Annotated in this window: 22 protein-coding genes; 19 read left to right on the top strand and 3 right to left on the bottom strand. The window is 44.7% G+C overall.

All coding sequences use genetic code 11. The features are described 5' to 3' along the window. Nucleotides 1-5 precede the first annotated feature (5 nt). Together P8F77_RS17945 and rbr are read right to left on the bottom strand one after the other, a co-directional pair. Nucleotides 6-608, bottom strand: a complete 603-nt coding sequence (locus P8F77_RS17945) for a TetR/AcrR family transcriptional regulator (RefSeq protein WP_034550574.1) — start codon at nucleotides 606-608, stop codon at nucleotides 6-8. 151 nt (nucleotides 609-759) lie between these two features. Continuing rightward, complete coding sequence (gene rbr / locus P8F77_RS17940) at nucleotides 760-1,299, bottom strand: rubrerythrin (protein WP_024729110.1); 540 nt, start codon at nucleotides 1,297-1,299, stop codon at nucleotides 760-762. Between the two features lie 157 nt (nucleotides 1,300-1,456). Here rbr and P8F77_RS17935 point away from each other — a divergent pair, with 157 nt between their 5' ends. The 17 genes from P8F77_RS17935 to rplA all read left to right on the top strand — a co-directional run bounded on the left by P8F77_RS17935 (nucleotide 1,457) and on the right by rplA (nucleotide 17,386). Then, on the top strand, nucleotides 1,457-2,761 hold the full coding sequence (locus P8F77_RS17935) for a pyrimidine-nucleoside phosphorylase (protein WP_024729111.1): 1,305 nt from the start codon (nucleotides 1,457-1,459) through the stop codon (nucleotides 2,759-2,761). Nucleotides 2,762-2,817: 56 nt separating this feature from the next. Beyond that, nucleotides 2,818-3,219, top strand: a complete 402-nt coding sequence (locus tag P8F77_RS17930) for a protease complex subunit PrcB family protein (protein ID WP_129700835.1) — start codon at nucleotides 2,818-2,820, stop codon at nucleotides 3,217-3,219. 69 nt (nucleotides 3,220-3,288) lie between these two features. After that, nucleotides 3,289-5,280 (top strand): ATP-dependent zinc metalloprotease FtsH, encoded by a 1,992-nt coding sequence (gene ftsH / locus P8F77_RS17925; RefSeq protein WP_034550578.1) that lies wholly within the window; start codon nucleotides 3,289-3,291, stop codon nucleotides 5,278-5,280. Between the two features lie 113 nt (nucleotides 5,281-5,393). Then, complete coding sequence (locus tag P8F77_RS17920; protein ID WP_024729114.1) at nucleotides 5,394-5,639, top strand: Veg family protein; 246 nt, start codon at nucleotides 5,394-5,396, stop codon at nucleotides 5,637-5,639. An 89-nt stretch (nucleotides 5,640-5,728) separates the two neighbouring features. Then, nucleotides 5,729-7,288 (top strand): SPOCS domain-containing protein, encoded by a 1,560-nt coding sequence (locus P8F77_RS17915; protein WP_024729115.1) that lies wholly within the window; start codon nucleotides 5,729-5,731, stop codon nucleotides 7,286-7,288. Nucleotides 7,289-7,377: 89 nt separating this feature from the next. Then, the gene (ispE, locus tag P8F77_RS17910) at nucleotides 7,378-8,250 is read left to right on the top strand and encodes a 4-(cytidine 5'-diphospho)-2-C-methyl-D-erythritol kinase (protein WP_024729116.1); all 873 of its coding nucleotides are present in this window, start codon (nucleotides 7,378-7,380) and stop codon (nucleotides 8,248-8,250) included. A 16-nt stretch (nucleotides 8,251-8,266) separates the two neighbouring features. After that, on the top strand, nucleotides 8,267-8,947 hold the full coding sequence (locus P8F77_RS17905; RefSeq protein WP_024729117.1) for a GntR family transcriptional regulator: 681 nt from the start codon (nucleotides 8,267-8,269) through the stop codon (nucleotides 8,945-8,947). Between the two features lie 85 nt (nucleotides 8,948-9,032). After that, on the top strand, nucleotides 9,033-10,556 hold the full coding sequence (locus tag P8F77_RS17900; RefSeq protein WP_129700833.1) for a spore germination protein: 1,524 nt from the start codon (nucleotides 9,033-9,035) through the stop codon (nucleotides 10,554-10,556). Further along, nucleotides 10,537-11,595 (top strand): GerAB/ArcD/ProY family transporter, encoded by a 1,059-nt coding sequence (locus tag P8F77_RS17895; RefSeq protein ID WP_024729119.1) that lies wholly within the window; start codon nucleotides 10,537-10,539, stop codon nucleotides 11,593-11,595. The genes P8F77_RS17900 and P8F77_RS17895 overlap by 20 nt, the downstream gene beginning before the upstream one ends. Further along, on the top strand, nucleotides 11,576-12,109 hold the full coding sequence (locus P8F77_RS17890; RefSeq protein ID WP_024729120.1) for a hypothetical protein: 534 nt from the start codon (nucleotides 11,576-11,578) through the stop codon (nucleotides 12,107-12,109). Before P8F77_RS17895 ends, P8F77_RS17890 begins: the two co-directional genes overlap by 20 nt. A gap of 207 nt (nucleotides 12,110-12,316) precedes the next feature. Then, nucleotides 12,317-14,437, top strand: coding sequence for an anaerobic ribonucleoside-triphosphate reductase (gene nrdD / locus P8F77_RS17885; RefSeq protein ID WP_129700831.1), 2,121 nt, complete (start codon nucleotides 12,317-12,319; stop codon nucleotides 14,435-14,437). A 31-nt stretch (nucleotides 14,438-14,468) separates the two neighbouring features. Continuing rightward, entirely contained in the window at nucleotides 14,469-14,960 is a 492-nt protein-coding gene (gene nrdG, locus P8F77_RS17880) for an anaerobic ribonucleoside-triphosphate reductase activating protein (protein WP_024729122.1), read from the top strand. A 111-nt stretch (nucleotides 14,961-15,071) separates the two neighbouring features. After that, nucleotides 15,072-15,221, top strand: coding sequence for a 50S ribosomal protein L33 (rpmG, locus tag P8F77_RS17875; protein ID WP_006568181.1), 150 nt, complete (start codon nucleotides 15,072-15,074; stop codon nucleotides 15,219-15,221). Nucleotides 15,222-15,248: 27 nt separating this feature from the next. Beyond that, a complete protein-coding gene (gene secE, locus P8F77_RS17870) occupies nucleotides 15,249-15,446 on the top strand; it encodes a preprotein translocase subunit SecE (protein ID WP_024729123.1) in 198 nt (65 codons plus the stop codon). A 15-nt stretch (nucleotides 15,447-15,461) separates the two neighbouring features. Continuing rightward, a complete protein-coding gene (nusG, locus tag P8F77_RS17865; RefSeq protein ID WP_024729124.1) occupies nucleotides 15,462-16,010 on the top strand; it encodes a transcription termination/antitermination protein NusG in 549 nt (182 codons plus the stop codon). A 77-nt stretch (nucleotides 16,011-16,087) separates the two neighbouring features. After that, entirely contained in the window at nucleotides 16,088-16,513 is a 426-nt protein-coding gene (rplK, locus tag P8F77_RS17860; RefSeq protein WP_006568184.1) for a 50S ribosomal protein L11, read from the top strand. 180 nt (nucleotides 16,514-16,693) lie between these two features. Next, a complete protein-coding gene (gene rplA, locus P8F77_RS17855; protein WP_024729125.1) occupies nucleotides 16,694-17,386 on the top strand; it encodes a 50S ribosomal protein L1 in 693 nt (230 codons plus the stop codon). A gap of 197 nt (nucleotides 17,387-17,583) precedes the next feature. On the opposite strand, the gene P8F77_RS17850 is transcribed toward rplA, so the two are convergent. Next, nucleotides 17,584-19,386 carry an IS1182 family transposase gene (locus tag P8F77_RS17850; RefSeq protein ID WP_034550782.1) on the bottom strand — a complete coding sequence of 601 codons (1,803 nt, stop codon included), beginning with the start codon at nucleotides 19,384-19,386 and terminating at the stop codon, nucleotides 17,584-17,586. Nucleotides 19,387-19,507: 121 nt separating this feature from the next. On the opposite strand from P8F77_RS17850, the gene P8F77_RS17845 reads away from it, so the two are divergent. Both P8F77_RS17845 and P8F77_RS17840 read left to right on the top strand, forming a co-directional pair. After that, complete coding sequence (locus P8F77_RS17845) at nucleotides 19,508-20,860, top strand: MATE family efflux transporter (RefSeq protein ID WP_034550583.1); 1,353 nt, start codon at nucleotides 19,508-19,510, stop codon at nucleotides 20,858-20,860. Between the two features lie 124 nt (nucleotides 20,861-20,984). Further along, the gene (locus P8F77_RS17840; RefSeq protein WP_024729127.1) at nucleotides 20,985-21,794 is read left to right on the top strand and encodes a LytTR family transcriptional regulator; all 810 of its coding nucleotides are present in this window, start codon (nucleotides 20,985-20,987) and stop codon (nucleotides 21,792-21,794) included. The last annotated feature ends 123 nt before the right edge of the window (nucleotides 21,795-21,917 follow it).

Raw genomic sequence — 21,917 nt, 5'->3', positions numbered from 1 at the left:
AATAATTAACCTCGATCATTCATAATTCCGTGTAGAAATATATCCATTGTTTCATCAAGCATTTTCTCCGGACTGGCTGATGGTCGGGATGTGTAAATGATTGATATAATGGAGTTAATTAACAAATGCGTCATAAGATCGGCATTCGTCTTACGGAAGACGCCTGATTCCACTCCATTTTCAATTACAGATTTTATAATATCCTGATATGCGTAACGCGCAGTTTTCAGCCGCTTTCGATAATCTTCTTCTAAATAGTCAGATTCTGTATTTAACCACATCAGCACCGTTCGATACTGCTTTGGTACTCCAAGATGATTCAGCATGATTTTTCTAAGACACTGTTCCGGCGAGGATTCATCGGCAATAATCCTATGAACCTTTTTAATTGTTTCTTCTATTTCTTTCTCAACTGCATATACAACAATCTCGTCTTTCGTTTTGAAAAAATCATACAGACTGGACTTTCCCATGTTTGCTAAAATCGCAATTTCCCTCATTGTTGTTTTTTGGAATCCATTTTTCTCTATGAGCTGCAAAGCAACACTGATTATTTCTTCTCGGCGTTCTTCTTGTTGTTCTGGTGTAAGCATAATTCCTTTTGGCATATTTATGATACCTCCCCATAGCGACCATCGGTCGTTTCTTGTTTCGCTTTTATTATATAGCGACCAATGGTCGCTTGTCAAGGCTAATTTTTAACTTAAAAGCCGCGGCAGAACATCATAGTCTGCCGCGGCTTTTTGTCTCCGTTTCTTTTTAATAGTCTTCTGAATGAATCTGGAAGAATTTTTTCGGATGTGCACAGACCGGACATACTTCAGGCGCCTCGGTTCCGTAATGTACATGTCCGCAGTTTGTACAGATCCATGCCTGTTCTGTATCTCTCCTGTAAACAATTCCTTTGTCGATATTCTCTGTAAGCTGCTGATAGCGTTCGTCATGGCGTTTTTCGATGCCTGCAACCATCTCAAACAGGGCTGCGATTTCATCAAAACCTTCTTCTTTTGCTTCTTTGGCAAAAGTCGGATACATATCCGTCCATTCAAAATTTTCTCCCGCAGCAGCATCTTTTAAGTTGACTTCTGTTGAAGGCATTCCGTCATGCAGTAGTTTAAACCAGATTTTTGCATGTTCTTTTTCATTCAATGCGGTTTCAGCAAAGATATTGCCGAACTGCACATAGCCGTCCTTTTTTGCCTGGCTTGCATAAAAATCGTATTTTGTACGTGCCTGTGACTCCCCCGCATATGCAGCCATCAAGTTCTGTTCTGTCTTCGTTCCTTTTAAATTTGGCATTCCACATAACCTCCTGATTTTATAATAGTAATTATTATTGTTTTATTGTCTCAGATATAAGTATATAAGTCAATACATACTCTGTTATTATTATGGTACAATAAGGATAAAATATTCAATTAATGGACGCAATGTATGCTTAAAGGAGGCGGCCCCTATGAGAATGTATGATCTGATCTTGAAAAAAAGAGATGGATATTCCCTTGCAAAAGAAGAAATCAGGTGGATGACAGACAACTATTTACATGGAAAAATTCCGGATTACCAGATGTCGGCAATGATGATGGCAGTGTATTTCAGGGGAATGGACACACAGGAGACTTTTGAACTCACGATGGCCATGGCAGAGAGCGGAGACCGGCTGGATCTGTCAGGGATTCCTGGCATCAAAGCAGATAAACACAGCACCGGAGGAGTGGGGGATAAGACCTCTCTTGCGCTGGGACCGCTGGCGGCGTCCTGTGGTGTTCCTGTTGCAAAAATGTCGGGAAGAGGACTGGGACATACAGGAGGAACCATTGATAAACTGGAAAGCATTCCGGGATTTCAGACAGCGCTCACAGAGGAGCGGTTTATGGAACAGGTAGCATCTGTGGGCATAGCGATCATGGGACAGACAAAAGACCTGGCACCGGCGGATAAGCTTTTATATGCACTTCGTGACGTGACGGCAACCGTAGATCAGATCTCGCTGATCGCCAGCAGTATTATGAGCAAAAAGCTTGCGGCCGGCGCGGATGCCATACTGCTGGATGTGAAGTGCGGCAGCGGTGCTTTTATGAAAAACTTTGAGGATGCCAGGAAGCTTTCGGAGGCTATGATCCGGATCGGGAAAACTGCCGGAAAAAATATGGCAGCGGTCATATCGGATATGGATCAGCCTTTGGGAAGAGCAGTCGGCAACGCGCTGGAGGTAAAAGAGGCCATTGATACACTTAAGGGAGAAGGTCCCGAAGATTTTACGGAGCTTGTGCTGACGCTTGGCTCCCGGATGCTCTGTATGGCAAAGAAAGCGGAAACACCGCAGGAGGCACGAAAGATATTAAAACAGAAGATCTCGGACGGAAGCTCGCTGCATAAATTCACGGAATTTGTCACGGCACAGGGGGGAGATCCGTCATGGATCGAATATCCGGAAAATTTCTGCAAGGCAGATTATATAGAAGAAATCCCCTCTGTGAAAAACGGTTTTGTCACTGCTTTTAACACACAGGAGATCGGAGTCTGTTCTCTCCTGCTGGGCGGAGGAAGAGAAACGAAGGAAAGCGCGGTCGATCCGTTTGTGGGGTTGGTGCTCCGGAAGAAAAAAGGAGAGGCAGTAAGAAAAGGGGAAGGACTGGCAGTCATATACGCCAACGATAAAGAAAAACTGGCAAAAGCAAAAGAGCATTTTCTGAAAAATGTGACGGTTGAGTCTGAGATGAAGGAGCCGGGGCCGCTGATCAAAGAGATACTTTCTTAAAAGAATTCATGAGAGGGCTTCTTTTTTCATAAGTTAATAAAAAAACGGAGCGCGCTATGAAAAGATATATCGTTTTTATCATGATGGCTGTAAGCTGCTGTTTGTGTGTTGGATGCTTAAATCAGGAAAAGCACGGCGCAAAAGAGAATGTAGACTATGCAGTCTGCAAAAAAGAAAATTTGCCGAAAGAATTAGCGGCACGAATTAATGAACAGAAGGATAAAGTTTTTCATTTTACGTATTCTATGAAAGAGACAATGTACTATGTGATCGGATATGGGAAACAGACAGGAAGCGGATATAAGGTCCGGGTGAAAAGGATGACCATGGATGAAGGCCATGTCTATATTGACACGAACCTGATCGGAGTTCCGAAGCGGCAGCAGGAAAAAGGATATTCATATCCATATATCGTGATCAAGAGCCAGAATTATGAAAAAGACGTAGTATTTTTGTGATATGTCACAAAAACTTTAGAATTGTTTTATTGATTTTCAAGCAGTGAAACCATATAATGGAGTCTATAAATGCTTGAGAAGATCGAAGGAGGAAAAGCATTCGTGGATAATAGACAGAAGAAACCGGATAAAAATAACAAGAATTCCATTCAGATGATCATATCGATTTTGATTACATCTATTTTAGTGGCTGTTTTGTTCAACTTTGTAGTGGGCAAATGGAAAAACGGTACAGAGACCGAGATTTCCTACGGCAAGTTTGTCAAGATGATCGAGAAAAAAGAAATTAAAAAGGTTGTGTTCGAAAGTGATGTGATCACCGTTATTCCGAAAGAATCAGAGAACCCGCTGTATAAGACTACATACAAAGTAGTCCAGCTTCCCGTACCTGATTATCAGCTGGTCAACCGGCTGGAGAAGGCAGGGATCGAAAATTACCAGGCAAAGGCAAAGGACGGATCTGAGGTTCTCATGAGTGTTCTCGTGAGCATTCTGCCTGCCATCATTATTTTTGGACTGCTGATGTTTATGATGCGCGGAAAGAGCGGTATGATGGGCGTAGGAAAGTCCAACGCCAAGGTCTATGTGGAGAAGAAGACAGGCGTCACCTTTGCCGACGTTGCGGGACAGCAGGAGGCCAAGGAGTCCCTGACCGAGATGGTGGATTTTCTGCATCACCCTGACAAGTATTTAAAGATCGGTGCAAAACTGCCCAAGGGAGCACTTCTTGTGGGACCTCCGGGTACTGGTAAGACTTTGCTCGCCAAAGCAGTGGCGGGAGAAGCGAATGTTCCGTTTTTCTCCCTGTCCGGTTCTGATTTCGTGGAGATGTTCGTTGGTGTCGGTGCGTCCAGAGTCCGTGACTTGTTCAAGCAGGCCCAGTCTATGGCTCCGTGTATTATATTTATAGACGAAATCGATGCCATCGGAAAAAGCCGTGACACGGGCATCCAGGGCGGAGGAAACGATGAGCGTGAACAGACATTAAACCAGCTTTTATCTGAAATGGATGGATTTGATACTTCCAAAGGACTTGTCATTCTGGCTGCTACCAACCGTCCGGAAGTACTGGATAAAGCACTTCTGCGCCCGGGACGTTTTGACAGGCGCGTCATCGTAGAGCGCCCGGACCTGAAAGGAAGAATCGAGACTTTAAAAGTCCATTCCAAAGACGTTAAGATGGATGAGAGCGTAGACTTTGAAGAGATCGCCCTGGCTACATCCGGGGCAGTGGGATCGGATCTGGCCAATATGATCAACGAAGCGGCCCTGGCTGCTGTCAAAGCAGGAAGGGAGTATGTGTCTCAGTCAGACCTGTTTGAGGCTGTGGAAGTGGTCATCGCCGGAAAAGAAAAGAAAGACCGTATCCTCGGCAAGGAAGAAAAACAGATCGTTGCATACCACGAGGTGGGACATGCGCTTGTCATGGCTCTCCAGAAGGAGTCTGAGCCGGTGCAGAAGATCACCATCGTGCCAAGGACCATGGGAGCCCTCGGATATACGATGCAGAGGCCGGAGGAAGAGAAGTACCTGAATAAAAAAGACGAGATGCTGGCAGACCTGGTATCCTTCTTTGGAGGCCGTGCGGCCGAGGAGATCAAGTTCCACACGGTGACAACCGGTGCGTCCAATGACATCGAACGGGCCACGGCCATCGCGAGAGCTATGGTGACACAGTACGGTATGTCCGAAGAATTCGGCCTGATCGGCCTGGAATCCATTACCAACCGTTACCTGGACGGACGTCCCGTTATGAATTGTGCGGAATCCACCGCGGCAAAGGTAGACGAGGTGGTTATGGGAATTTTGAAAGATGCATATAAAAAAGCGCTTTACCTGATCCGGGACAACATGGACATACTGGATGAGGCTGCACAGTTCCTGATCGAGAAAGAGACGATCACAGGAAAAGAGTTTATGGAAATCTTCAATGCCAAGAAAGAAAATTCTGAACAGGAAGAGGAAGATTCCAGGGAAGATGCCTCAAGCTCCACGACAGAGGATGAGCCTGCACAGGAACAGCCGTCGGAAGATATGGAAAAAAATTCTCAGGATATGTAACATTCTGGACATCCCATGTATAGATTTGACAGGATTCGGTTATAATGATACAATAAAGTTCACAGTATACAGAAGGTGTCACGAGTTCTGTATAGATAGAATGGGGTGAAAGAATGACACAGATGGATATTCAATGCATTCGTAAGTCAATTCAGAAGCGCATTGGCAGCAAAATCAAGATCAGCTCAAATAAAGGTAGACACAAGTTTGTAACATCACAGGGAGTCATTACGGAGACATATCCGAACATTTTTTTGGTAGAGATTGAAGACGACAGCAGCACTAAAAGCAAAACTGTCAGTTTCAGTTATCAGGACGTGATCACGAAAGATGTCAGGATGATGCTGCTGGAAGGCTGACACTGTACCGGATACAATTTTAATCTTGAAGGAATAGATTCCTTCCTGTCTGAATATATTTGTATATACAAGACAGGGAGGAATTTTTTATGGATTTTAACAAAAAGGATTTTTATGGAATCGTTGCAAAAGAACGAAAGCAGGTACAAATAACAATCGACCAGGACTGCAATGTGCCTGATACGAAGCCGGATGTGGAGAAGATGATCCAGACCAAAGGGCTTGTGATCATGCAGGAGACAGAGATGATGGTGGACCGTATCCGGATCAAGGGAGAATTCCATTTTTCAGGCCTGTACGGGACAATTGACGCCAGGACCTATTTAGAGTCTCTGGATTTTGTTCTCCCCTTTGAGGAGTATATACATATGGACGGCGCTGTGCCGACAGATTATGTGAAGGTTTCTTATGTCATTGATGACATCAACACAGTGCTGATCAATTCCAGGAAACTGAGCATAAGAATACTTCTGACCCTGACCCTCCATGTCAACGAGGAGATTAAAGAGGAAGGCATTATCGATGTTCTTGGTGACGGGATATCTTCCCTGAAAAAGGAAGTTCAGGTGACAGACCTGATTGTCAATAAAAAGGATATTGCCAGAATGAAAGAGGAGCTGGTTCTGCCGGCCAACAAATCCAACATCTATGAGATTCTCTGGAGCCAGGTGGAGCTTGAGAATGTACAGGGAAAGTTAAAAGACCACAGCATCGACATACAGGGTGATATGCATGTGTTTATTTTATATCTCGGAGAGGATGAACAGCTTCCGGTCCAGTATGCCAGGTGGGAGATCCCGCTGCACACAGAATTGGAGTGCTATGAATGTGCACCGGGAATGATCGGCAAGATCCACATTTCCCTTGGAAACCATCAGCTGGAGATCCGTCCGGATGTGGACGGAGAAGAGAGAGTGGTATCGGTTGACGCAACTCTTGAGTGTGATATTAAAGTCTACGAAGATCAGGTGCTTTCTTACGTGGGAGACTGCTATACGATGCAGAAGACTCTGGTGCCGGAATATAAAGACTTTGCTTTTGAATCCCTGATCGGAAAAAATCAGGCTACCATGAAGATGGCGAAGCGTTTTTCCATCGAGCAGGAGCCGGGAAAGCTTTTGCAGGTGCTTTCTGTCAAAGGAAGCTGCAATTTAGACGATGTGGAAGTCAAAGAGCAGGGGCTCCAGGTGGAGGGTGTCCTGATGGCGGATGTGCTGTTTTTGTCCAGCGAGGACCAGAACCCGGTAATGAGCAGCTCATATATGGAACCGTTTTCTTACTTTATCGAGGCTAAGGGTCTGATGAAAGAGGACGATTATCAGCTGGATGTTATGCTGGATCATATCAGCGCCACTCCGACGGAAGGGGATGAGATCGAGATCAAAGCAAATGTTATATTTGACTTCATCTCTTTCCACAAAAAAGCGGAAAAGATTATGACAAATGTATCTGAGCAGCCTCTGGATTATGAAGAACTGCAGAAGATCCCGGGAATCGTCGGATATATCGTGAAGGACGGGGATACTCTGTGGTCCATAGCAAAACGTTATTTTACTACCGTTGACGATATCCGTGATCAAAATGAAGGCATTGAGGAAGTAAAGCCAGGTGATAAACTGTTAATAGTCAAAGAAATTGAATGGAATTGATAAATAGGATTGCATTTTTATAGGAACAATATTATAATGTTCTGTATACAATACTAAGTTTCAGCGGCAGGAGACAGTGAGGAGTACAGATGAAAAAGGTAGTTCTGAAAGCTTATGGAAAAGTAAATTTAGGGCTGGATGTAGTACGGCGGAGAGATGACGGGTATCATGAGGTAAGGATGATCATGCAGACAGTGGGTCTTTTTGACCGGCTGGAGCTTAAAAAGACTTCCGGTGATTCCGTCACACTTTCCGCCAATCTTAGATTTCTTCCGGTCAATGAACAGAATCTTGTCTGTCAGGCCATCGCAGCCGTAAAGAAAAAGTATTCGCTCAAAGACGGCGTGGAAGCGTATCTGGAAAAGCGTATCCCTATCGCTGCAGGCATGGCGGGCGGCAGCTCTGACTGCGCCGCAGCACTGAGAGGAATGAACCAGCTGTTTGAACTGGGACTTAAGGAAGAGGAACTGTGTGAGATCGGAGCCGGGCTGGGAGCGGATGTGCCTTATTGTGTCATAGGAGGAACTGCACTGGCCGAAGGGATCGGAGAAAAACTTACAAAGTTGCCCCCTGTGTCGGACTGCCATATACTGATTGCCAAGCCGGGGATCAGTGTATCCACGAAAACTGTGTATGAGAATCTGGACGTGCCGGGGCTTTCCTCACACCCGGACATCACAGGAATGATATCTGCCATTGAAAATCAGGATTTGAAGGGGATCACAGGAAGGATGGAAAATGTTCTTGAAACAGTCACCATACCAAGATATCCCGTGATCGATGAGATCAAAGAGTTCCTGCTTAAACAGGGAGCCGAGAATGCACTCATGAGCGGGAGCGGACCGACGGTCTTTGGAATCTTTGCTTCACAGGAAAAGGCACAGAGAGCCCTTTCCAATCTAAGATCCTTTGAAGATGTGAAGCAGGCCTATGTGGTGGCGCCGGTCAATAGAGAATCATAATTGGAGGGAACGAAAGATGAGCAGTGATAAATTAAAAGTAAATGTCAATGAATATCTGCCGCTGAGGGATGTGGTGTTCAATACACTCAGACAGGCGATCATCACCGGAGAGTTTGTGCCCGGAGAGCGTTTGATGGAGATCGCGCTGGCAAACCGTCTCGGAGTCAGCCGTACCCCGGTCAGGGAAGCCATAAGGAAGCTGGAGCTTGAGGGTCTGGTAGTCATGATCCCGAGAAAGGGCGCGGAAGTAGCCCGCATCACGGAAAAAGATTTAAGAGATGTCCTGGAAGTGAGAAGTTCTCTGGAAGAACTGGCAGCAGGACTTGCCACGGAGCGCCTGGATGAAAGTTCCAGAGAGAAGATTCAGGCAGCCCTCGACAATTTCCGGGAGGCCATCCAGACGGATGACAATCCTAAGATCGCAGACTGTGATGTGGAATTTCATGATGCCGTCTTCGAGGCGACTCAGAACAAGAGGCTGATCCAGATCATTAACAATCTGAGAGAACAGATTTACCGCTACCGTCTGGAATATGTCAAGGATACGGCATATCATGCGGTCCTTCTCAAAGAACACGAGGAACTGGTGGAAGCAATGTTCGCCGGGAACAAAGAGAGGGCGAAAGAGATCATGAAACGTCATATTGACAATCAGGAAGAGACGGTGATCAAAAAGATCCAGGAAGAAGAAAAATAGGTCTGAGGACTTTCAGACAGAACTCTGTGCGTACGCATAGAGTTCTTTTTTTTGCTCATACTACTTTCAAAGGTGGTGTGAAAAAATGGATCGATTTCATGATAAAAATCACAAAATGAAAGGTGTAATATCAAAGGATCTGGAACAGAATATTGCTTATCTCGAAGCGGTATTTTCAGACTGCAATGATATTGTAAAGAAGAAGTTTTACGTCGGGAAGAAAAAACACACGGGAATGTATGTGATCTACACGGACGGGCTTGCCAAAGCCGACATGATCCAGGAAAATGTACTGGAACCTCTCCTCACAGACCCTCTTCACCCTCTGAAAGAGTCTGTGACCTCCTGGGTGATTGAGAGTGCAGACCGGAAAATGGTTACGACAATGGATGAAGTTGTCACGGCCGTTTTATCAGGAGATACGGTACTGTTTTTTGACGGGCTTGATCAGGGGATTTTTATATCCAGCAAGTTTTTCCCTACCAGAGGAGTGCAGGAAGCCGACAGGGAAGTAGCAATGATCGGTCCGAAGGACAGCTTTAATGAAAGTCTCAGGACCAACACGGCACTGATCCGAAGACGGGTCAGGGATACGAGAATGAAGGTTGTCCAGCTTAGGATCGGAACAAGGAGCAAAACAGATGTAGCGCTTATGTATATCGAGGATCTGGCCAAAGATGAGGTAGTAAAGGAGATAAAAAAACAGTTGGATGAACTGAATATTGACGGAATTTTTGACAGCGGAATGCTGGAACAGCTCATGGAGCAGGACAGCAAATCTCCGTTTCCCCAGTACCAGCTGACTCAGAGGCCGGACAAGGCGGCAAGCGGGCTCATGGAGGGAAGAGTTGTGCTCGTGGTGGACAATTCTCCGGAGGTCATTGTGCTGCCGGTGACGCTGAACATTTTTTTTCAGGCCAGTGATGACTACTATAATCGGTGGGAAGTAGCCACATTTGCCAGAATCCTTCGATATATTTCTTCTTTTATTGCCATCGGGCTGCCGGGATTTTATATTTCCATTGCAAATTATCATCCGGAGATTCTTCCCACACCGTTTATGCTGTCCATTGTGTCGGCCAGGGAGGGAGTGCCTTTCCCTGTCGTCGTGGAAGTTCTGCTTTTGGAACTTGCGTTTGAACTTTTAAGGGAAGCGGGTATCCGCCTTCCGGGACAGCTGGGCGGCACCATAGGCATTGTAGGAGGGCTGATCGTAGGACAGGCAGCGGTGGATGCCAATATTGTCAGCACGATCGTGGTAATTGTTGTAGCCTTTACAGCCATCGCATCGTTTTCTATACCAAATGAAAGCTTTTCGGGGGTATTCCGGCTGCTGAGATTTTCTATTATGATCGTCTGTGCCATATGGGGTCTTTATGGATTCTTTCTCGGATTCCTTGCGATTGCAATCCATTTGATGAAGCTTCAGAGCTATGGAATCCCGTATCTGTTTCCGACCGTATCAGCCACGGTGGAAGAAACGGACCCCTGGGAGGATTATATGGTGCGCCTGCCTATCAGGCGTATGATTTTCAGGCCATGGTTTACAAAGGACGGGGCGAAAAAACGCCAGGGAAGGAGGAAACATCATGTGGACGGCGAATCTTGAAATTTCTAAAAAGCAGGGAAGCAGGATCTTTCTTCTGGAAACCTTCTGCGGAGTGGGCATGTTCCTTCCCCAGGCATCTGCCTTGAAATCCGGTGAAACAGGGCTTTATACGGTGCTCCTTGGGGCCCTGGCCGCGGCCTGCTATCCGTGGCTTGTACAAAAAGCAGAAGGCAGTCTGACCATGGAAGAGGTATTAAAAAAGCACCGGGTGATTTCCTTTCTCTATTATGTGAGATTTTTTATAAACGCCGCATTTTTTTATGCATATATGCTGATCTTAGCCAGGGTGTTCCTTCTGCCGTATATGAATATTTACTGGATCGGACTGCCGATCATTTTTCTGGCTTTCCGGATGAACGGGGAGGGGCTGGACGACAGAGCGAGAGTCATGGAAGGGCTGTTCTGGTTTATCCTGATCCCGTTTATTTTTATCCTTCTTCTCAGTACGACGGAATTTTCTATGAAACCCTTCCTGATCCGGAAGTTTGAACCGGAGAATCTGGCGATGGGCGGGCTGTATGTGCTCGCACTGTTTCATCCTATGGAACTGGTGTGGTTTTATCAGGGGCATATGAAGGAAAAGGGAATAAATAAGAGGACGCTGCTTGGAATTATCATTTTATCGGCAGGAGTGTTTGCCGCCACGGCGGGAAGCCTGGGTCTTCGGATGATCAGGAGAGACCCGTTTCCGGTGATCTCCATGGCCCAGAATGTAGCCATGCCGGGAGGGATCATGGCAAGGCTGGATATTTTCCTGATCGCATTCTGGATCGTTGGAGTTTTTTGTGTGCTGAGCGGATACCTGTTTTATGGAAACTGGAGTTTTGAAAACACATTTCCGGGGAAAAAGAAATGGGGCAGGTGGATTTCTTACGGCGGACTGTTTTTGACCACTGGATTTCTGATCCCTATGATCCGTCTTTGGGAAAATTATATTTCTGTGTTCCTTTTTGCAAATCTATTGCTGGGCATTTTAATTCCGGCAGTTTTGTTTTGGCTGGAACGGAGAGGAGGCACCCATGAAAAAGATCATCATTAGCCTTTTGATGGCCGCAGTCACAGCAGCGGCACTTACGGGCTGCAAAGAAGCCGGGGACATCGAGGACAGCAGCTATGTTTTGGCAATGGGCATCGAAAAGACAGAGAACGGATATCTGATCGATTATTCCTGTGCAGATTTTTCCAAGGCTCAGGACAACCAGGGAACGAACGTGCCGTCCAAGTCTGTGGTTTATTCAGGCAGGTCTTTTAATGAGACAAACCAAAGTTTTGAGCGAACCCAGCCGAAAAAATTAAACTTCGGGCATTTAAAGGTGATTGTATTTACCAACGGACAGATTGATGATACTATGATAGAGGAGCTTTTAAATCATTCGGAAATCGCAAAATCCGTACTGATTCTTAAAAGTAAAAAACAGTTAAAAGAGCTTTTTTCGATCGAGAAGGAGCTGCCTGTCTCCTTTGGTGAATACATGGCCAAAGGCATTGAAAGTTCTCCGAAAGTGAAAAAGCCCAAGGATCTGAGCCTTGGCAGGATTTACGGCAGAAAGTGAAAAAAATCAGCCTTGACTTGTATCGGATGAGATGGTAAGATGGATACATTCACACAAGATATAGTAGAATAAAAGATCATATCAAACAATATATAGTAATTTGATTGAGAAAATAGCGATGAGTCCCCTGCCTGCGGTGTCTCCTGCTTTCAGCGGGATATGCCGCAGGCAGGACGATGCTCTGGGAACAGTCAGGGAGGAGAGAGTATGATACGGGTAGTAAAAAAGGACGGAACAAAAGAGGATTTTAATATTCAGAAGGTGGTGACGGCGGTAAATAAATCCGCCTACCGTGCCCTTGTGAAATTTACGGAAGATGAGCTTGATGAGATCTGCCGGTTTGTCAATGGGAGAGTGGACGAGCTTAATAAGGCGGAAGTACATATTACGGAGATGCACAATGTGGTGGAAGGGGCTCTGGAGAGGGTAAATCCCGACGTGGCCAAAAGCTACCGGGACTACCGGAATTATAAACAGGATTTTGTGGAAATGCTGGATGATGTGTATAAGAAAAGCCAGTCCATCATGTACATAGGAGACAAAGAGAACAGCAATACAGACAGCGCCCTTGTGTCAACGAAGCGGAGTCTCATCTTTAATGAGCTGAACAAGTCTCTGTATCAGAAGTTTTTTTTAACGACAGAAGAGATTCAGGCCTGCCGGGACGGGTACATTTATATTCATGATATGTCAGCCAGAAGAGATACGATGAACTGCTGTCTGTTTGATGTGGAGGCCGTGTTAAAAGGCGGCTTTGAGATGGGGAATCTCTGGTACAATGAACCAAAGACACTGGATGTGGCCTTTGACGTCATAGGAGACATCGTGCTGAGCGCGGCCAGCCAGCAGTATGGCGGATTTACGGTGCCGAATATTGAACTGATCCTGGAACCGTATGCCGAGAAGTCTTATGAAAAAGGCATTGAAAAGTATGAAGCCCTCGGCCTTTCCAGAGAGCGGGCAGAGACCGAGTCCCTCAAGGATGTGCAGAAAGAATTCTGTCAGGGATTCCAGGGGCTTGAATATAAGTTTAACAGTGTTTCTTCCAGCCGCGGAGACTATCCTTTTATCACAGTGACCGCAGGAACCGGCACAGGCCGGTTTGCAAAGATGGCAACGATTACGATGCTGGATGTCAGGAGAAGAGGACAGGGAAAAGAAGGACATAAAAAACCGGTGCTGTTTCCAAAGATCGTATTTCTCTACGATGAAAATCTCCATGGACCCGGCGGAGAACTGGAGGATGTGTTTGAAGCGGGCATCCGCTGTTCCAGCAAGACGATGTATCCCGACTGGCTGAGCCTTACAGGGGACGGATATGTCCCGGACATGTATAAAAGATATGGAAAGATCGTAAGCCCTATGGGCTGCCGAGCATTTTTATCTCCCTGGTATGAAAAGGGAGGGGCAGAGCCTCTGGACGAGCAGGACAAGCCGGTTTTTGTGGGCCGTTTTAACATCGGGGCGGTAAGTCTGCATCTGCCGATGATCTATGCAAAGGCAAAGCAGGAAAGCCGTGACTTCTATGAAGTGCTGGACTATTATCTGAATCTGATCAGGGAGCTCCACAGAAGGACCTACGATTATCTGGGAGAGATGAAGGCATCCACAAATCCTCTGGCATACTGTGAGGGAGGCTTCCTGGGAGGACATCTGGGACTTCACGACAAGATCAAGCCGCTGCTTGAGTCTGCCACAGCATCTTTTGGGATCACGGCGCTCAATGAACTTCAGCAGCTGCACAACAAAAAATCCATTGCTCAGGACGGCGCATTTGCACTGGAAGTCCTTGAGTACATCAACAGTGAGGTGACTAAGTTTAAGAAAGAAGACGGGCATTTGTATGCGATCTATGGAACACCGGCAGAAAACCTCTGCGGACTTCAGGTGAAACAGTTCAGAAAAAAGTACGGTGTGATCGAAAATGTCTCTGACCGGGAATATGTGAGCAACTCTTTTCACTGCCATGTATCCGAAGATCTGACGCCGATCGAGAAACAGAACTTAGAGGGACGTTTCTGGGAAAAATGCAACGGCGGAAAGATCCAGTACGTGAAGTATCCGATCAGCTACAATAAAGACGCTATACGGACGCTGGTAAGGCGTGCCATGGACCTGGGTTACTATGAAGGGGTGAATCTATCCCTGTCATACTGTGACGACTGCGGGCATGAGGAGCTGGAAATGGATGTGTGTCCGGTCTGCGGAAGCAGGAATCTGACCAAGATCGACCGCATGAACGGTTATCTGTCTTATTCCAGAGTCAAGGGAGACACGAGGCTCAATGACGCAAAGATGGCGGAGATCGCCGACCGGAAGTCGATGTAGAAAGGATGATATTAGCATAGAGGTGGGAAGTATGAGGTATCACAACATTACAAAGGACGATATGCTGAATGGGGACGGTTTAAGAGTTGTCTTATGGCTGTCAGGATGTACCCATCAGTGCAAAAACTGCCACAATCCGGTCACCTGGGATATCCATGGCGGATTGGAGTTTGACCGGGCGGCAAAAGAAGAACTGTTTGAAGAGCTCAGTAAAAATTATATCAGCGGTCTGACGTTAAGCGGAGGAGATCCTCTGCACCCTGAGAACCGGGAGCCGGTAGAACAGCTGGTCAAAGAGGTCAGAGAAAAGTTTCCGGAAAAGACCATATGGATGTATACCGGTTTTCTGTGGGATGAAGTCTGTACTCTGGATGCCGTAAAAAATACAGATGTTCTGGTGGACGGTCGTTTTGAGGAAGACTTAAAGGACACTGCCCTCAAATGGAGGGGAAGTTCCAACCAGAAGGTGATCGATGTGAAAAAGTCGCTGGAACAAATGAAAAAAGTGCTGTACATAAGATAAAACAAGGCTTGACGGCCTGCCTCTTCCATGATACAATGTGTAAGCTAGACTTTAGCGTTGGAAGAGGTCTTTTTTTTATGCCTTATTTTAAAAACAATGGAGGTGGAAGTTGTGCGCACAAAAATCACATTAGAATGTACAGAATGTAAGCAGCGTAATTACGATATGATGAAGGATAAGAAAACACATCCGGAACGTATGGAAACAAAGAAATACTGCAAGTTCTGTAAAAGACACACATTACACAAAGAAACTAAGTAATGCACGTTTATTTAAGGAAGTGAGAACATGAAGAATACCAGCAAATCAAGCAAAACCAGCTGGTTCAGAGAATTGAAATCAGAATTCGGAAGAATCATCTGGCCTTCTAAAGAACGCATTGCCAAAGAAACCGGCGTTGTGGTCGTGTGTGCTATTATCATTGGTATGATTATTGCTGTTCTGGATTTGGGACTTCAATATGGAATCAAGATGTTAGTAGGGTAAAGGTAAGGAGAGCATATGGCAGAAACAAATTGGTATGTAGTTCATACCTATTCCGGATATGAGAATAAAGTAAAAGCAAATATCGAAAAGACGATCGAGAACCGTAAGCTTCAAGATCAGATTTTAGAAGTCCGGGTACCGCTTCAGGACGTAACGGAACTGAAGAATGGTGTGAAAAAACAGGTTTCCAAGAAGATGTTCCCAGGATACGTGCTGATCCACATGGTGATGAACGACGATACATGGTATGTTGTCAGAAACACCAGAGGTGTGACAGGATTCGTAGGCCCTGGCTCCAAACCGGTCCCATTGACACCGGCTGAGATGAAGCCATTGGGAATCAACGTGGGCGGTACAAACGAAGAAACGCCTAAGAAGGAAAAAATTGATATTGATGTTGAAGTAGGTGATATCATTGTTGTTACTTCCGGTGCTTGGGAAGGTACGACAAGTGCAGTTACCGTAGTAAATGAGCACAAACAGACAGTGACCATCGAGGTGGAGATGTTTGGACGTGCCACATCAGTAGAGATTGATTTCTTAGATATCAAAAAAGCAGAGTAAATGACAAAACCTCTGCACGTAACAAGGTGGGAGGGATATCTCCCGTAATTACCACAATCATCAGGAGGTTAACGATTATGGCAAAGAAAGTAGAAGGATATATTAAACTTCAGATTCCGGCAGGAAAGGCAACACCAGCACCGCCGGTAGGACCTGCACTTGGTCAGCACGGTGTAAATATCGTACAGTTCACAAAGGAATTTAATGCAAAGACTGCAGATCAGGGAGACCTGCTCATTCCTGTTGTGATCACAGTATATCAGGACAGAAGTTTCAGCTTTGTGACAAAGACTCCTCCGGCAGCAGTTTTATTAAAGAAAGCCTGCAAGATCCAGTCCGGGTCCGGAGAGCCGAACAGAAAGAAAGTCGCAACAGTATCCAAAGCAGATTTACAGCAGATTGCTGAGACAAAGATGAAAGACTTAAACGCTGCATCTATCGAAGCTGCAATGAGCATGATTGCAGGAACAGCAAGAAGCATGGGAATCGAAGTAGAGGAATAGGCATTAAACACTTAATGAGGGCAAGCCAGAGGCGCAGGCCGAATTTAGTGTGAAAGCCGTTACCGAGACTCAGTGAAGGCGAGTCGAAGACGAAGCCTGAACGCTTAGTCGAGTGTAACTTCCTTAAATTTAGAAAGTGGGAGGGTTGCTCCCGATATGACCACAGGAGGTATTTTTAGAATGAAAAAAGGAAAAAGATATGCAGAGGCTGCCAAATTAGTTGACAGAACGAAACTGTACGACGTAAAGGAAGCAGTATCTGTAGTAAAAAAAGCAGCGAATGCCAAATTTGATGAGACGATCGAAGCACATCTCCGTCTCGGAGTAGACGGCCGTCAGGCAGATCAGCAGATCCGTGGAGCAGTCGTACTGCCTCATGGTACCGGTAAAAAAGTTCGTGTTCTTGTATTTGCGAAAGATGCAAAAGCAGAAGAAGCAAAGGCAGCAGGAGCAGAGTATGTAGGAGCAGAAGAACTGATTCCTAAGATCCAGAAAGAAAACTGGTTTGACTTTGACGTAGTAGTTGCAACACCGGATATGATGGGTATCGTGGGACGTTTAGGTCGTGATCTTGGACCAAAAGGATTAATGCCGAACCCGAAAGCCGGCACTGTAACAATGGACGTTACAAAAGCGATTGAAGATATCAAAGCAGGTAAGATCGAATACAGACTGGACAAGAACAATATCATTCATGTACCGGTAGGTAAGGCTTCTTTTACAGAAGAACAGTTAGCGGACAACTTCCAGACGTTAATAGATGCTATTATCAAAGCAAAACCGTCAGCAGCAAAAGGTCAGTATTTTAAGAATGTGACAATCACTTCTACAATGGGACCTGGAGTTAAAATTGACACAGGCAAGTTTGCTTAAATAAAATAGTTAAAGTTATGACAAGGAGGAATCGGCTAATGCCGATTTTTCCGATTTAAAAGAGAAATAGGGATACCCTACGGAAATACGTGCCTTTCAGCATCGTCATATTCCGCAGGGTATCCCTATTTCTGAGATCAGTAATTATTTTTGAGCGCACAAAACAAAGGGGCTCTTCCAAATAAGCCACGTTTTCCTTATGCTGCGTTTTCTTCCTGTTTGCCTTCAAACCTCTGGAGTTTATTGCATAAGAACCGATGATATTTATTGATATTTCTACCTATCGCATACAGCATAAACTCTTTGTATACTTTATCTGTTGAACGGTGATTAAAACGCCGGAAATCATCATTTTCTTTGATATCCCCAAAATGTCCTTCGGTTTGGATTGAGCGGATCTGACGATTTAGGATTCCTTTCTCGCTTTGGATATTCGCATGAGATTTTTCTTTCAATTCTTCCCAGCGCTCATTGATCTTCATAACTTTATTTTTGTCGGCATCTTTTTCTGGGTTATATTTATACAGGCATTTCGCTTTATGCTCACAGCCACTGCAATCAGCACATCCATACACTTCCAATGTTTGTGTATATCCTTCCATTTCTTTTTCTTCTGTGCGGATATGTCTCAGTTCCCTGCCATCATGACAAACATAATAACGTTCATCCTCAAATATCTGGGTTGTCATGTTGTAGTATTTTCCTATATTTTCTTTATAGGCACGGGTCTTTCTCTGTTCATGATCCTGCAGTTTGATATAACTTTCTATGTTGTGTTCTTTTAGGAACAGTAAATTCTTTTCACTACAATAACCACTGTCTGCAGTAGTTTCCTTTAATATTTCACCGAAAGTATTGATGTGTTTTTGAATGACTGGGATCAGGGTGTTGTAATCTGTTCTGTCATTACTTACATAACCATGAATGATAAAGTAGTTCTCTACAGCAATCTGAACATTATAAGCCGGTTTGAGCTGGCCATTCATCATGTGATCATCTTTCATTCTCATGAAAGTTGCCTCTAAATCTGTTTTCGAATAACTGTTACGGTCTTTCCCCATGATTTCAAAACTTTCTGCGTATTCCATGAGTTTTTTGCCACATCCTTCGAGTTCTTCGTAAAGCTGCTGGATTTCAGATTTTTTCTTACCTTTTCCGTAAACAAACCCAATGCCTTCACCATCTGCTATCGTTGCTAAATTTTTCTGGAGCTTTAGTAGATCCAATGGAGAACAGTTGTCAATTTCGATAATTTTATTGTTTGGTAATTTTTTGTGTTTTGTAAGTTTTCGCTTGCGGTTCTTTTCAATCACTTCCCGCACTTTATCCATACCCTCAATAATAAACATCTGTGCATTTCCAAAACCGTATTTTGCATCATATCCGTTTTCTTCTAAGAGCTCGTTATACTTTGCATAAAGGGAATCGATGGTATCAAGAAGCCCTGCCAGATGGTAATTGAGTGTTCCACGCCATACAAATGTATAACGGTTTGCATTGGCTTCTATCTTTGTTCCATCTATAAAAAGCGATTCTAATGTGATCAGACCTTCTTTTTTTAATCGTCGCAGCAATTGATAATTCAGGTCATCTAAGATTTCGGGTGTCAGTTTTTTGTTTATGAAATCATAGAAGGCATCCCGTTTGGGCTGTTCGCCCTGCGTGAGCCAGATGAATCCAAGGTCTCTTTTACACAGGTCAACAATACGGTCAATCTCACGAATTCCCCGCATATTTGCGTATGTAAGAACTGCATATTTCATGATTGGGTTATACCCGTGTTTCCCCTTACCAGAATACTGCGCCAATAACGCTGTAAAATCCATTTCCTCCATTACATTTTTAAGGGTAAAGACCGGATCGTCATCAGGTAAACTCAATTCATAAAAGTTAAAGTTCATTTTTAGTTGTCCTAATTCGAAAAATCGGTTATAATAATCTTGTTTATGCATAGTTACATTATAACATGTAACGGAGAGGAGATGGTTATGGTTAGCCATCTTTTTCTCTTTTTATAGGGATAAAGTTAGGGAAGGCAGCGACATCACCGAGTCGCTGCCTTCACTATTCATGACTGTCTATTAACCGACAGCCCCTTTTGAATGCAGTAAATTGTGTGCCATGCGTGCAAAAAGAGAGGAAAATATGAAGGATTTAACGGTAGGGAAACCATTTGAAGTCATCGGAAAATTTGCGCTCCCTATGATTCTCAGTATGATATTTCAGCAGGTGTACAGTGTTGTGGACAGCATTGTGGCCGGCCGGTTCATTGGAGTCAATGCACTGGGAGCAGTAGGAGCGTCCCAGCCTATTACAGTCATCTTTATTGCCATAGCCGTGGGGACCGGCATGGGAATTAATGTTGTCATATCCGGCTTTTTCGGAGCCAAAAAATATAAAAGAGTAAAAAGCTGTATTTCCACGGCGGTGATCACGATCGTGATCATGAGTGTTATTTTGACGGTGCTGGGGCTGGTGGGATGCAGGTGGATGATGAGTGCCATGTCCACCCCGTCCGATATATTTGAAGATTCGGCCCTGTATCTGAGGATTTATATCATGGGCATCTTGTTCCTGATGCTTTATAACGGGGCAAATGCAATCTTTACAGCGCTGGGTGACTCTATCACACCGCTGATCTTTTTAATCTTTTCATCGGTGCTGAACATCATTCTGGATGTGCTGTTTGTCACCACGTTTTCCATGGGTGTCGCAGGAGTTGCATGGGCTACCTTTATAGCCCAGGGTATTGCCTCTGTTCTGGCCGTGGTGACGGTATTTAAAAAGAATGCCAAAATACAGGCCGGAAACTATCAGAGATTCAGTCCTCTTCTTCTAAAAAAAATGACATGGATCGCGGTTCCAAGCATTATGCAGCAGTCTTTTGTATCGGTGGGACAGCTGTTTGTGCAGGGACGGATCAACAGCTTTGGGTCTGTGGTCGTGGCAGGCTATTCGGGAGGATTTAAAATACAGATCTTTATCCTTTCGGTACTTGGAACTATCGGCAACGCAGTTTCAAGCTTTACAGCTCAGAATGCTGGCGCCGGGAAATGGGAGAGAACAAAGGAAGGCACAAATGCCGGGATTAAAATTATTGTGGCTATGGCCGCAGTATTTTCTGTTCTCTGTCTGGTCTTCAGCCGTCAGGCAATGGGGCTGTTTCTTTCCGGAAACTCTGCAGAGGCAGTCAGGAGCATGGGAGTGGGGGTTGATTTTCTGAGGATCAATGCTCCGTTCTTTGCGCTGGTCAGTGTAAAATTTGTCTGCGACGGAATGCTCCGGGGCATGAGTGAAATGAAAGGATTTATGGCTTCCACATTTGCCGATCTGATCGCGAGGGTATCCCTTTCCTATGTGCTGTCAGTTCCGTTTGGTGCTGCAGGAATATGGGCTGCCTGGCCCATCGGATGGGTGATAGGGACCAGCGTGTCGGTGTGGTTCGGGAAACGGGCACAGAAAAAATATATATGAGCAGTAAAAAGACCGGGGACTTAATAAAATGATCAATGTGATATAATGGAAAAGAGAGAATACAGGCGATTGACTTAAGTGTGCGGGAGTAATGCTTCCGCGGAAACGTAAAGGAGGACTGGATATGATCTCAATTTATCATCAGGCAGAAGAATTAACCAGGCAAGTAATTGAAAGCTTTTATCATCAGGATTCGAATAATTTAATCCAAAAACTTCATCCGGATGTAACGTGGATCGGAGCCGCGGACGGACAGTGTATCAAAGGCTATGAACAGGTTTGTGAATACATTAAAAATTTTGATGTGCCCAGATGTGATATTCTTAAAAAAGAATTTCAGGTAGTTGCAAACAGTGATGAGATTTTTATTGTAGCAGGGTGTATGAAGGTTGCCGCTTCACAGGGAAGGGGTGAAATATTAGGTGCAGTTCAGCGCATTACTCTTATATGGAAGACAGAGGGGCAGAAGTTTAAGCTGCTTCATTTTCATGTATCAAATCCGATTGAATCCCAGAAAAATAATGAACGTTTTTCTCACTCGATGGGAACAGAGACATATGAATATGTTAAAAAACTGCTCAGCCAAAATCGGAGCCGCCTTATTGCCTACGGGAAACATGATCTGACTTATGTTATAAGGAATAAAGACATTGTATATATAGAAGCAGAAAATACAGACAGTGTGATCCATTGTCTGAACAGGGATATTCTGTCCAGGGAATCTATATCCGATCTGGAGAAAAAAGTCGGAGAAGGTTTCATAAAAACGCACAGAAGTTTTATTGTCAACAGCAGATATATTACCGGAATTAAGAGATACCAGCTGGCGATCAGCCAGGGAATTGAGCTTCCGATTCCTGAGAAAAAATACAGGGAGATCAAAGAAAAGGTTCTGCGCGCAGTGAACCAGAGACAAAACGAAATTTATATATAATATTTGGTTATTGACTTGTCCTGAGCAGTCATTGGCAGAATATGATTGAAAATACAACAAAACCCCGATATAGTAAAAGATAAGCATTGTAACAAAACTGCAGGGTCTTTGGGAAAACAGATG

The organism is Anaerostipes sp. PC18, from assembly GCF_039789045.1.
GTDB classification, from domain to species: Bacteria; Bacillota; Clostridia; order Lachnospirales; family Lachnospiraceae; genus Anaerostipes; species Anaerostipes hominis.
This window is presented reverse-complemented; position numbering and strand designations above follow the sequence as displayed.

Bases quoted from the DNA above. Each gene is read 5' to 3' on its own strand.
- P8F77_RS17945 (WP_034550574.1), bottom strand. From the start codon at position 608: ATGCCAAAAGGAATTATGCTTACACCAGAACAACAAGAAGAACGCCGA.
- rbr (WP_024729110.1), bottom strand. From the start codon at position 1,299: ATGCCAAATTTAAAAGGAACGAAGACAGAACAGAACTTGATGGCTGCA.
- P8F77_RS17935 (WP_024729111.1), top strand. From the start codon at position 1,457: ATGAGAATGTATGATCTGATCTTGAAAAAAAGAGATGGATATTCCCTT.
- P8F77_RS17930 (WP_129700835.1), top strand. From the start codon at position 2,818: ATGAAAAGATATATCGTTTTTATCATGATGGCTGTAAGCTGCTGTTTG.
- ftsH (WP_034550578.1), top strand. From the start codon at position 3,289: ATGCTTGAGAAGATCGAAGGAGGAAAAGCATTCGTGGATAATAGACAG.
- P8F77_RS17920 (WP_024729114.1), top strand. From the start codon at position 5,394: ATGACACAGATGGATATTCAATGCATTCGTAAGTCAATTCAGAAGCGC.
- P8F77_RS17915 (WP_024729115.1), top strand. From the start codon at position 5,729: ATGGATTTTAACAAAAAGGATTTTTATGGAATCGTTGCAAAAGAACGA.
- ispE (WP_024729116.1), top strand. From the start codon at position 7,378: ATGAAAAAGGTAGTTCTGAAAGCTTATGGAAAAGTAAATTTAGGGCTG.
- P8F77_RS17905 (WP_024729117.1), top strand. From the start codon at position 8,267: ATGAGCAGTGATAAATTAAAAGTAAATGTCAATGAATATCTGCCGCTG.
- P8F77_RS17900 (WP_129700833.1), top strand. From the start codon at position 9,033: ATGGATCGATTTCATGATAAAAATCACAAAATGAAAGGTGTAATATCA.
- P8F77_RS17895 (WP_024729119.1), top strand. From the start codon at position 10,537: ATGTGGACGGCGAATCTTGAAATTTCTAAAAAGCAGGGAAGCAGGATC.
- P8F77_RS17890 (WP_024729120.1), top strand. From the start codon at position 11,576: ATGAAAAAGATCATCATTAGCCTTTTGATGGCCGCAGTCACAGCAGCG.
- nrdD (WP_129700831.1), top strand. From the start codon at position 12,317: ATGATACGGGTAGTAAAAAAGGACGGAACAAAAGAGGATTTTAATATT.
- nrdG (WP_024729122.1), top strand. From the start codon at position 14,469: ATGAGGTATCACAACATTACAAAGGACGATATGCTGAATGGGGACGGT.
- secE (WP_024729123.1), top strand. From the start codon at position 15,249: ATGAAGAATACCAGCAAATCAAGCAAAACCAGCTGGTTCAGAGAATTG.
- nusG (WP_024729124.1), top strand. From the start codon at position 15,462: ATGGCAGAAACAAATTGGTATGTAGTTCATACCTATTCCGGATATGAG.
- rplK (WP_006568184.1), top strand. From the start codon at position 16,088: ATGGCAAAGAAAGTAGAAGGATATATTAAACTTCAGATTCCGGCAGGA.
- rplA (WP_024729125.1), top strand. From the start codon at position 16,694: ATGAAAAAAGGAAAAAGATATGCAGAGGCTGCCAAATTAGTTGACAGA.
- P8F77_RS17850 (WP_034550782.1), bottom strand. From the start codon at position 19,386: ATGGCTAACCATAACCATCTCCTCTCCGTTACATGTTATAATGTAACT.
- P8F77_RS17845 (WP_034550583.1), top strand. From the start codon at position 19,508: ATGCGTGCAAAAAGAGAGGAAAATATGAAGGATTTAACGGTAGGGAAA.
- P8F77_RS17840 (WP_024729127.1), top strand. From the start codon at position 20,985: ATGATCTCAATTTATCATCAGGCAGAAGAATTAACCAGGCAAGTAATT.